Below are 9061 nucleotides of genomic sequence, written 5' to 3'. Positions count from 1 at the left end.
TGCATAAACAACGTGCTTGCAAACGCTCGTACTGTCGTTTCCTGGGCCTCAGGCAATGCGCCTTTTAGCTCCTGAAAAAGGCCCACGATTTCCACCACATCACGACTCGTCGGCTGCGTAGTCGGAACAGATGCAGCTGGCGGCGTTGGCAGCGCTGTTGGACCGCTGGGAGCCTGCGGCACTGGGTCAAATTCGTTGTGAGCAGGTGAATCAATCCGCCGCTGCTCTAATTTTTGAATCAGCTCCGGCGGTTGCTCCGCCGCCATGCGCCACTTCCCCTGGCGATAGTGACACATCACCGTATCCCCACGCTTCAGCAGCGATAGCACGCCAGGATTGTAATAAATGCGGTGTTCCTGACCATCGTTAAACACCACTAATACCCCGTGCTGAGCTTGCCACTCAGGGTTAGACGTGCGCGGCTCTGAAGGATCGAATTTTAGCGTAGCCCATTGCCATACGTTTGATGATGTCGTTGCTAATGCAGTCATAATTCTGTTGTTGATGTAGAGAACAGCGGGGCACCACTCCCGCATCAGTGCAAAGGAAGCGTCTAGAACGGCGTATTAGGCTGGTAAAAGCTGCACTTAGCCGCGTAGTGCTGCGGCATCTGCACCAGGTCGCTGGCTGCTCGTAGCTCACACAGTCCAGGGCTTGTATAGGTGTTGCCGTTGGATAGAGGCATCGGGTGCGGTGGCTGCCAGTTCACACACTGGGCGCAGAGAGGCTGATACTGCATTGGTGGGGTGTCTGGGAGTTTAGCCAGTTCGGTTTCTATGGCCTGCTTTCCCCATATCCGCACCAGCTCCGCTAGTTCCAACGTGGCAAAGCCCCACTCCTCAGCTTTTTGATCGTCCTGTCGTTCCCGCCGTTCCTGGCAGGCACTAAAATCTAATTCGTACATCTTGTTTCCTTTTGTTTCGATTGGTAGGCAAGATGTGCACGGAATGATCTGGTTGCAGCCAGGTCATTCCACCTAAAGCAAAAACTTGCCAAAAAGAGAGTTAAAAGAGAATCTTCTAAAACATCTAAAAGCATTGATATAAAATGACTTTAGACATCAAATAAGACTCTCTTTTAACTCTTTTATTGTACCATTTTTAGCGCTAAAAATGGTACAATAGTACCAAGTACAAGGGGGAGCGGAACTCGCGTGAGACTCGGGGCGCTAAACGGAAACGCAGCCCGCAAGGGTGGACCTAAACAGAGACCGGCGAGCTAGGGCGGAAACCCTACAAAGACGGAGCAGTAGAGCCAAACCAACAACCCCAGGAAACAAGCCAGAGACACGCCTAGAGCCCTGCTAGCGGGCAGCAAGCAAACAACGGTAGCAACGGAATGGGACAACAACCCACCCCAGCTAAAGGCCACAGCTGGGGGTGCTAACTCATGCACAAGCGAGCTATGAAACAACAACAACTAGAACTAAAACCCAAGCCCGAAATACTCAACGCCTGCCCGTGGGCACGCCCACACCGCGACGGCATCGCCTGCGGCGTAGTGCTAGCGGTGCCCCTGCGGCTGCCCTATGGCCTCGCACCGTGGCTGCACGCGCAGGGCTGGCGAAGTAAGGCCGTGGCCGCCGATCGAGGGCAGTATGCGGCGCTGCTGGTCGGAGGCTGCGCTGTGGAGCTGCTGAGCTGGGTGCCTAGGCCGGAGAGCCACGGAAGTCTAACAGCAGGGAACTACCTGCCGTGGTAGAGCAGCAGGCCCCTCTAGGGGCCACACGGCGACCGCTGGCGCACACGACCGGCCCAGGCTGGGGAACGAAGAAACTACCGGCACCGAGCGGCCTAACGGCTAGAGTGCGAACAGATACCCTTACCTCTCCTTTCTCTCTCGTCTCTTCAAACCCCCAGCTAGCCGCTGGCACCCCAAGAGCATAAGCGCTCACAGCTTGGCTGTGATAAGCTGCCGCTCGACGGTGACAGTGGCGAAATAGCGTGAGCAGCGCGAACAACAACCGTCCACGGCGCAGCGATGTGGGGTGTGGCGGCGTAGGCGGACGTGTAAGGTTGCCGTTGGTACTCTACAGGGCAGTTTTGGGTGGTTGAGGTGGGTTGCTATCTCAAGTTCAAGATGACGCAGAAGAGAAATATAAGAATGCCCTTATGGTAATATTTCTGTAGCTGAGAAAACCCTTAGTTCTCGACAGTCGCGGTTAGGGTCAAGAGATATACCATCAGGTAATTTAGTCAGACAAAGTTTTGCTTGAGTCAATTGTTCTTGAGTTACCACTTTTATGTTTTGTAGATTCGCATCTCCCAGAACAGTACTTTCTAGATTAGTGTCCAAAAAGGCAACCCCTTCAAGATCAGCTCCCCAGAAGTTCGCCCCTTTTAGATTGCTTCTCCACAGAAAAGCTCCTTTAAGATTTGCACCTCCCAGGTCAGCACCTTCCAGGTTAGCCCCCAGTAAGTTAGCCTTCTCCAAATTAGCCTCTCTCAAGTCAGCACCCCCCAAATTGGAATAACTTAGATCGGCTTCTGGTAACTGAACTTCTCTGAGATAAATCTTTTGAGATATCTTATGCGACAAAATATCATTTAAGAAAACACTCTCGTTATTGGATATATTTTCATCTTCTGGTTCTATAGAAAGATCTATCCCAGCTAAGCTTTCACTCTCCCAAGTACAAATCCATAGACAACTTGCTCTTCGTCGCCAGTTTGCACCAGAATAGTCAGATTCTCCATTTCGAGGAGACGCGTTTAGGAACTCTAAAGCATGTATCCGTCCCCCATTTCCTGGTTGACCTTGAGCATTAGTGAGGGTTTGCCAAGCATTGAGTACTTCAGCATCACGCCGCTGTTTCTCTGATCCGACATACATTAAAACAGCCATGATGACTCCAGCGTTACCGATTAAGCCTAGGAGACTCAGTATCGCCTGGTTGTTAGCCCATGTCAGGATAGGTTCCCAGATGTTTTGTTCCAGCTTGATGAAGGAACGATGACATATAAACAGGGTTATCCTTAAAGGATTTTGAACAATTTTACTCGCTGTGCTCCAGTCACTTTTTGAATCTCCTGATCGTTTTAGTAACAGGCGGTTCTGATACAAATCATATGCTATTTTTTCAATGCGCTGCTGCTGCTTTAGCTCACGGCTTATTTGAGGCTTTAGCTTACGTTTCCAACTCAAAGACATCGCTAGTAATCAACTCAACTGACTATAGCTTCACTTATAAAAATTCAAAATTCTCACTAATTGGGATGAATTGAAGTTAGGACCAAAATCCATAGACTAAAGCAGTCCATAACATAGCAATTAACTGGTGTGGCTGAGCTTTGATTGTTCAATGGATAAGAACTGCAATTAAACTCATCTACGTGCTAGTATTGAAGGCGTGTGACTTAATTGAAATATATTGAAACATAGCGCAGACATTACTAAACTAGCGCTTCTCGGCAAAGGTAGAGCACAAATTCTATTTTTCGGTTCAAGTACCTTAATTAAGACTGAATACAGTGGCTAAATGGACAGATTTAAAACTGTCCTATTGTTGAGCTTCAACTTTCATGATGCTCCAACATCAGTGTATGTACGTACGCTAGCAAAGACTTTCTCACATGCGTTCCCTAGATATCGTTACCCTACTTGCGGGTATCGCCGATGTTACTTGTGTTTTATTTTTACTTAATGATCGACTGCGCAGCTTCGCTAGCAGTCAGCTCTCACAAAAAACAACGAGATTAATGCTAGCTGCTGCACTAATCTTCTGTTTTATTCTTACGACAGCTGCTGCAGCTACAGCTATTCATATAAAAAGCACACCAAGCACCTTAGCAAAAATAAAAGAAGCTGATGAATTAGTATGCGGAGTAAACGGTACTCTTGCTGGCTTTAGTCAACAGCATGAAGGAAATCCACCCAATTATACAGAGAAAGACATCTGGAAAGGTTTTGATCCCGATTTCTGCCGAGTTGTTGCTTCTGCCATCTTTGGGGATGAAATCCTTGATGAAGCAGGACATCTTGAATCATTTGAAGATATACGTCCTCTCATTGATAGAAAAATTAGCTTTCAGAAGCTTAGTGATAGCAATCGCTTGAGCAAAGTTGCCGACAGAGAAGTTGATATCTTATTTCGTAATACAAGTTGGACAGTTGGTAGAGATCTTGAAAAACCGATACTCTTCGGTCCTACAATCTTTTACGATGAACAACAGATTTATGCCAAAAATGATTCAGGAATTCACTATTTATCAGATCTCGATGGAAAAACAATTTGTGTGCAAAACTCGACAACTTCTTGGAAAAACATAGAAAACTTTAAAAACACTCATGGCATCAACGTTGCTCTTTGGGATCCAGCCTCAGAAGACGGTACAGAAGGGACAGATCAAGATCGCTTAAATAAGGTCGACTTCTTTGATATTTACGCCTCAAATCTCAACTGCCATGCAATCACAGCTGATCAATCTCAGCTAAAGGTACATCCTGAGCAAATGAAGAATAGTTCTGCGATCACCTTGAAAATGTCTCCAGATCTTGATAATCAGCTAATCTCTAAAGAGCTCTTGAGCCCTGTTTATCGTGATGGGGATTCTAGTTGGCGAGATATTGTAAATTATTCTGTTTATGCCACGATTCGAGCTGCTGAACTGGGTATTTCACAAGCAAATGTAAAGGATGAAGCTCGTGATCCTAAAAGCTTTGCTGCCATGCAGTTTTTGGGTCTAGAGTCTAACGACATCGAGTACCATATTGGGCCTTCTTTAGGCATATCTCAAAAATTTGCACAGAACATTATTCGTTTAGTTGGTAGCTACTACGACATTTTTGATAGAAACTTATCAGAGTATTATCCACCTCGTTCCTCTTCAGATACATCTACTCAATGTGCAAAACCTACAATCGAAAATGACAAGAACCAGCTCTGGCACTGCGGTGGAGTATTAATCTCACCGCCATTTACTACTCCAGAAAGTATTAGCTAATTTATCGGAGTTAAGTATTACGGCGAGATCGCAACGCCCCACGCCCTAAAACGGCATCACCATATCCTGCAACGCCAGCTCCGGCAATCGCTGCTCATCCAACGTCAGCATCTCGCGCAGCGATTGGATTACCCGGTTACTTTGGGGCCTTATTCAGTATGCAGCAGTCGTACGTTATACGTTTCTCCAGCTGTACTACAGGTAAATCCTGGAACAGAGCGTTCAATGACCCACGTCGTATCGGCCACGGTCGAAGGTCCAGGCGTATTGGTCTCAAAGCGCATTGAACCCACGCAGCGTTCTGCGCCTGTAATATCCTCAAACCGATGAAGCCCAATATTATCTCTGGCAGCATCAGGTCCAGCCTCACAGTCTGTAGGATACAACAACCCTTGAGCGCCATTGCGGACTTGATATGACGCGACAGCCGAGCCGCTAGCACAGCTTCTTCCCCAACGGTCAATGATAGTCAACGTTAAATCACCGGAGGCGGTTGCCCACTGTGGGGTAGCACCTCGGATTTGAGCCATACTTGGTTGGTCAATGCTCAGTAGCACTATTGTTGTGATGGCTGCCCTAATAGATATAGTTTTCCAGTTCATAGGTGGAGACTAGGTTTAACAAGCAGATCTTATCGGGCAAAGTCAGTCGCATTTCAATTAAGTTCTCAAATCCAAGTTGCGATCGCAACCCCGCAACCCACCTGTGACCCCCATCACCAACATTACTCAGCCAATCTCAGAAACCCCTTAAGTAACGCTCAGACGCCGGTCAGATGACGTTCAGGTAGCTCCCGCATTCTAGGAATCAATGAAGCAAGTAACCACACTTCACTGATTCACCAAGGAGCTTTAACTATGAAACGCACTATCCTTTCCGCCCTAACCGTCCTCGTTGCATCCGCTGCCATTGCCCCCATCGCCGCCGCCGCTGAGCCCGCTAGCTTCAATATCCAATCAGCGCGACTAGAAGAACTAGACAGCCGCACTAAGAATTCCGTCCATAAGCTACGCATCGACCACCTAAACAATCAGTCCAAAGCCATCGAAGATATCCAAGCGACTCGGCTAGAGGCATTGGACGCTCGGACTAAGGCTGTAGACAACGTTCAAGCCGCTCGTCTAGAAGCGTTGGACGCTCGTACCAAAAACAGTGTTCACAAACTACGTATCGAGCACCTAAACAACCAGACTAAGGCTATCGATAGCATCCAAGAAGCCCGCCTCGATTCGCTGGATGCTCGTACTAAGTCCGTCGTCCGCTGACAGCGCGGGACGTCAGGCTAACCAAGCTTGGGTGCCTGGTGCGTCTCCGTACATCTGTGAAGCTTCATTTTTCATGAGGCACCCTTTCCCTCTCAGATTCTCTCCAACAACACACTCTCCAAGCCTCTGCCTATATGGTGGAGGTTTTTTTGATTGAGGATCGCAGATAAATGAACTCTTCGCTTGCACCGCTCCTGATTGCCACGCCGTCACGACTCAGTAATTATTGAGTTATGTAAATAAATGTTTATATTTATTATACAATCAGTAACAATACTTGACTTTGGTGGCGAATTGATATCAACCAATCTATCTGATGGCGTTCATTCGGCGACTCCCAGCGTCAAGCTGAGACTCCCCCTCTTGGAGGGTCAGGCCGCTTCTTTAACCTGTCAGATGCATGTGGGGCTTGCCGCTGAACCCTCTGATCAACCGGAGTTAGCACTCGTTCAACTTCTAGAACACATCCGTAGCGTATTAATTTCTCTGCTGAGCTATCGAATTCAGCCTTCCTTATCCACGATTCAAGTTGGGGTGGAGACGTTGACTGAAGGCGATAGTATGCCAGCCCAGGCCCAGCGCCAGGTGACTGAGCTGGCGTTGAACGAACTCTATGAGCTACATCATTCAATTGAAGGCTTTCTGGACTACTTCACTCAGATCTGGTCGATGACCTTAGACTTTGTGCAAATACGTTCAGACGAAGATGTCAGTCTTTATTTGAACTCGCTGTTTGAGTCCTTGCCTGAAGGATTAGCAGGATATCAGCCTTGGATTGCAACCATCAAAATGCGGTTAGCGCCTTTCCTGCAGAAAATGGCGGTACAGGAGAAGGGCATAGATAGTCTCTCTCGCAGCCATCAGATTGAGCTGCTAGAACGGGAACGCCGACAAGTGCTGGCGATTGTGAACCACGAGCTGCGGACGCCTTTCTCGACCCTTCAGGTTTGTCTAGAAACATTACAAGAGGACGAATTGCTCTCGGAAAAGAACCGACAAACGCTATTAGAGGTAGCCTGTACAGACTTAGACCGACTTCGTCTGCTGGTTCAAGATATTGACTTGCTATGTCGATTGAAGGCTGGACAAATCTGTTTTCAAACGGAGTTAATGAACCCCAGCGATACGCTACAAGCTGCCCTGAGTAGCTTTCTTAAGCAGTCTCCCAAAGGAGCCTTGTCGAAGCTGCGGGTTGAATGGGCCAGTCAGATGTCGCCGGTTTGGGCCTATGGAGACCGTTTGGTTGAAGTGATGAGGCGGCTGTTAGAGAATGCTGTTCGATTCACGTCGGCAGCAGGAGAAGTCAAGATCGACGTTCAGATGATGGGGCAAGAAGGTATCAAAGCTTTGTGGTCGCAGCCTGCTGCGCCTTCGTTGATGAAGGTCTGCATTTCTGATACGGGTCGAGGAATTGCTTCTGAAGAGCTAGCGCGAGTGTTTGATTGTTTTCATCAGGAAGAAGATTACCTTCAGCGAACTCAAGGGGGAATGGGATTAGGGTTGACCATCTGCCGTTCGCTAGTCGAAGGGATGGGTGGAGATATCTGGGCGGAGTCACCTGGCAAACAGCAGGGGAGTCAATTTTGTTTCACACTGCCTGTCCGCGCGGAGCCATAGACGTGCGGCAGGTGCTAGCTAACTTGAATAAAATCCCACCGATAAGTGTCATTTATCGGTGGGATTTGTTTTTAATATAGACCCAAAGATAGTTACAAAACTTAAACAAAAGTTGTTATATTAGGGTCATACATAACGTAAACCCGCGTTCATTTTCTTTTGTTCGCAACCCGCAATTATTTAATTCATGACTACCCTTCTACAACAACAGCGCAACAGCGCTAGCCTGTGGGATCAGTTTTGTGAGTGGATCACCAGCACCGAAAACCGCCTCTACGTAGGCTGGTTCGGCGTTCTGATGATTCCTACTCTACTCGCTGCTACCGCTTGTTTTGTAATCGCCTTCATCGCCGCTCCTCCCGTTGACATCGACGGTATTCGTGAGCCTGTTGCTGGTTCTTTGATCCTTGGTAACAACATCATCTCTGGTGCTGTAATTCCGTCTTCCAACGCTATCGGCCTACACTTCTACCCCATCTGGGAAGCGGCTTCCCTGGATGAGTGGTTGTATAACGGTGGCCCTTACCAGCTGGTTATTTTCCACTTCCTCATCGGCGTTTTCTGCTACATGGGTCGTGAGTGGGAACTTTCCTACCGCTTGGGTATGCGTCCTTGGATCTGTGTTGCTTACTCTGCTCCTGTAGCAGCAGCTTCTGCAGTTTTCTTGATCTACCCCATCGGTCAGGGTTCATTCTCTGATGGTATGCCTCTCGGTATTTCCGGTACGTTCAACTTCATGCTTGTTTTCCAAGCTGAGCACAACATCCTGATGCACCCCTTCCACATGCTAGGTGTGGCTGGCGTCTTCGGCGGTTCCTTGTTCTCCGCGATGCACGGTTCTCTGGTAACGTCTTCCTTGGTTCGTGAGACCACTGAAGTCGAGTCTCAGAACTACGGTTACAAGTTTGGCCAAGAAGAAGAGACTTACAACATCGTTGCAGCTCATGGCTACTTCGGTCGTCTGATCTTCCAGTACGCCTCCTTTAACAACAGCCGTTCCTTGCACTTCTTCTTGGGTGCATGGCCCGTCGTTGGTATATGGTTCACAGCACTGGGTATTTCGACCATGGCGTTCAACCTGAACGGATTCAACTTCAACCAGTCCATCATCGACTCTCAGGGTCGTGTCGTCAGCACTTGGGCTGACGTGATCAACCGTGCCAACCTGGGTATGGAAGTAATGCACGAGCGTAACGCTCACAACTTCCCTCTAGACTTGGCTGCTGGTGAAGCTGC

At 48.2% G+C, this 9061-nt stretch carries 10 protein-coding genes; 5 read left to right on the top strand and 5 right to left on the bottom strand.

Going from position 1 to position 9061, the window contains the following annotated elements:
- Together IQ260_RS22250 and IQ260_RS22245 are read right to left on the bottom strand one after the other, a co-directional pair.
- The coding region (locus IQ260_RS22250) for a hypothetical protein (RefSeq protein WP_193995281.1) at positions 1-491 on the bottom strand (491 nt) is incomplete at its 3' end.
- Between the two features lie 62 nt (positions 492-553).
- Complete coding sequence (locus IQ260_RS22245) at positions 554-904, bottom strand: hypothetical protein (protein ID WP_193995280.1); 351 nt, start codon at positions 902-904, stop codon at positions 554-556.
- A 475-nt stretch (positions 905-1379) separates the two neighbouring features.
- On the opposite strand from IQ260_RS22245, the gene IQ260_RS22240 reads away from it, so the two are divergent.
- Positions 1380-1571, top strand: coding sequence for a hypothetical protein (locus IQ260_RS22240; RefSeq protein WP_193995279.1), 192 nt, complete (start codon positions 1380-1382; stop codon positions 1569-1571).
- Between the two features lie 77 nt (positions 1572-1648).
- Here IQ260_RS22240 and IQ260_RS22235 read toward each other — a convergent pair whose 3' ends face one another.
- The gene (locus IQ260_RS22235) at positions 1649-1960 is read right to left on the bottom strand and encodes a hypothetical protein (protein ID WP_228016343.1); all 312 of its coding nucleotides are present in this window, start codon (positions 1958-1960) and stop codon (positions 1649-1651) included.
- A 149-nt stretch (positions 1961-2109) separates the two neighbouring features.
- A complete protein-coding gene (locus tag IQ260_RS22230; protein WP_193995277.1) occupies positions 2110-3150 on the bottom strand; it encodes a pentapeptide repeat-containing protein in 1041 nt (346 codons plus the stop codon).
- Between the two features lie 422 nt (positions 3151-3572).
- Between IQ260_RS22230 and IQ260_RS22225 the strand changes: the two genes are divergently transcribed.
- Positions 3573-4943, top strand: coding sequence for a type 2 periplasmic-binding domain-containing protein (locus IQ260_RS22225; protein WP_193995276.1), 1371 nt, complete (start codon positions 3573-3575; stop codon positions 4941-4943).
- Between the two features lie 149 nt (positions 4944-5092).
- Here IQ260_RS22225 and IQ260_RS22220 read toward each other — a convergent pair whose 3' ends face one another.
- Complete coding sequence (locus IQ260_RS22220) at positions 5093-5473, bottom strand: hypothetical protein (RefSeq protein ID WP_228016342.1); 381 nt, start codon at positions 5471-5473, stop codon at positions 5093-5095.
- Positions 5474-5800: 327 nt separating this feature from the next.
- On the opposite strand from IQ260_RS22220, the gene IQ260_RS22215 reads away from it, so the two are divergent.
- The 3 genes from IQ260_RS22215 to psbA form a co-directional block, all read left to right on the top strand.
- Positions 5801-6208 carry a hypothetical protein gene (locus IQ260_RS22215; protein WP_193995274.1) on the top strand — a complete coding sequence of 136 codons (408 nt, stop codon included), beginning with the start codon at positions 5801-5803 and terminating at the stop codon, positions 6206-6208.
- 243 nt (positions 6209-6451) lie between these two features.
- A complete protein-coding gene (locus tag IQ260_RS22210; protein ID WP_193995273.1) occupies positions 6452-7825 on the top strand; it encodes a sensor histidine kinase in 1374 nt (457 codons plus the stop codon).
- Positions 7826-8012: 187 nt separating this feature from the next.
- The coding region (gene psbA, locus IQ260_RS22205) for a photosystem II q(b) protein (protein WP_193995272.1) at positions 8013-9061 on the top strand (1049 nt) is incomplete at its 3' end.

The sequence above is a fragment of the Leptolyngbya cf. ectocarpi LEGE 11479 genome (genome assembly GCF_015207065.1).
In the GTDB taxonomy this organism is placed as follows: Bacteria; Cyanobacteriota; Cyanobacteriia; order Phormidesmidales; family Phormidesmidaceae; genus Leptothoe; species Leptothoe ectocarpi.
Note: the sequence above shows the minus strand (reverse complement) of the source record. Positions and strands in the feature narration are given on the sequence as shown.

Coding starts and splice junctions, on each gene's coding strand:
- IQ260_RS22220 (WP_228016342.1), bottom strand. CDS start 5,473: ATGGCTCAAATCCGAGGTGCTACCCCACAGTGGGCAACCGCCTCCGGT.
- IQ260_RS22230 (WP_193995277.1), bottom strand. CDS start 3,150: ATGTCTTTGAGTTGGAAACGTAAGCTAAAGCCTCAAATAAGCCGTGAG.
- IQ260_RS22245 (WP_193995280.1), bottom strand. CDS start 904: ATGTACGAATTAGATTTTAGTGCCTGCCAGGAACGGCGGGAACGACAG.
- IQ260_RS22225 (WP_193995276.1), top strand. CDS start 3,573: ATGCGTTCCCTAGATATCGTTACCCTACTTGCGGGTATCGCCGATGTT.
- IQ260_RS22215 (WP_193995274.1), top strand. CDS start 5,801: ATGAAACGCACTATCCTTTCCGCCCTAACCGTCCTCGTTGCATCCGCT.
- IQ260_RS22210 (WP_193995273.1), top strand. CDS start 6,452: ATGTTTATATTTATTATACAATCAGTAACAATACTTGACTTTGGTGGC.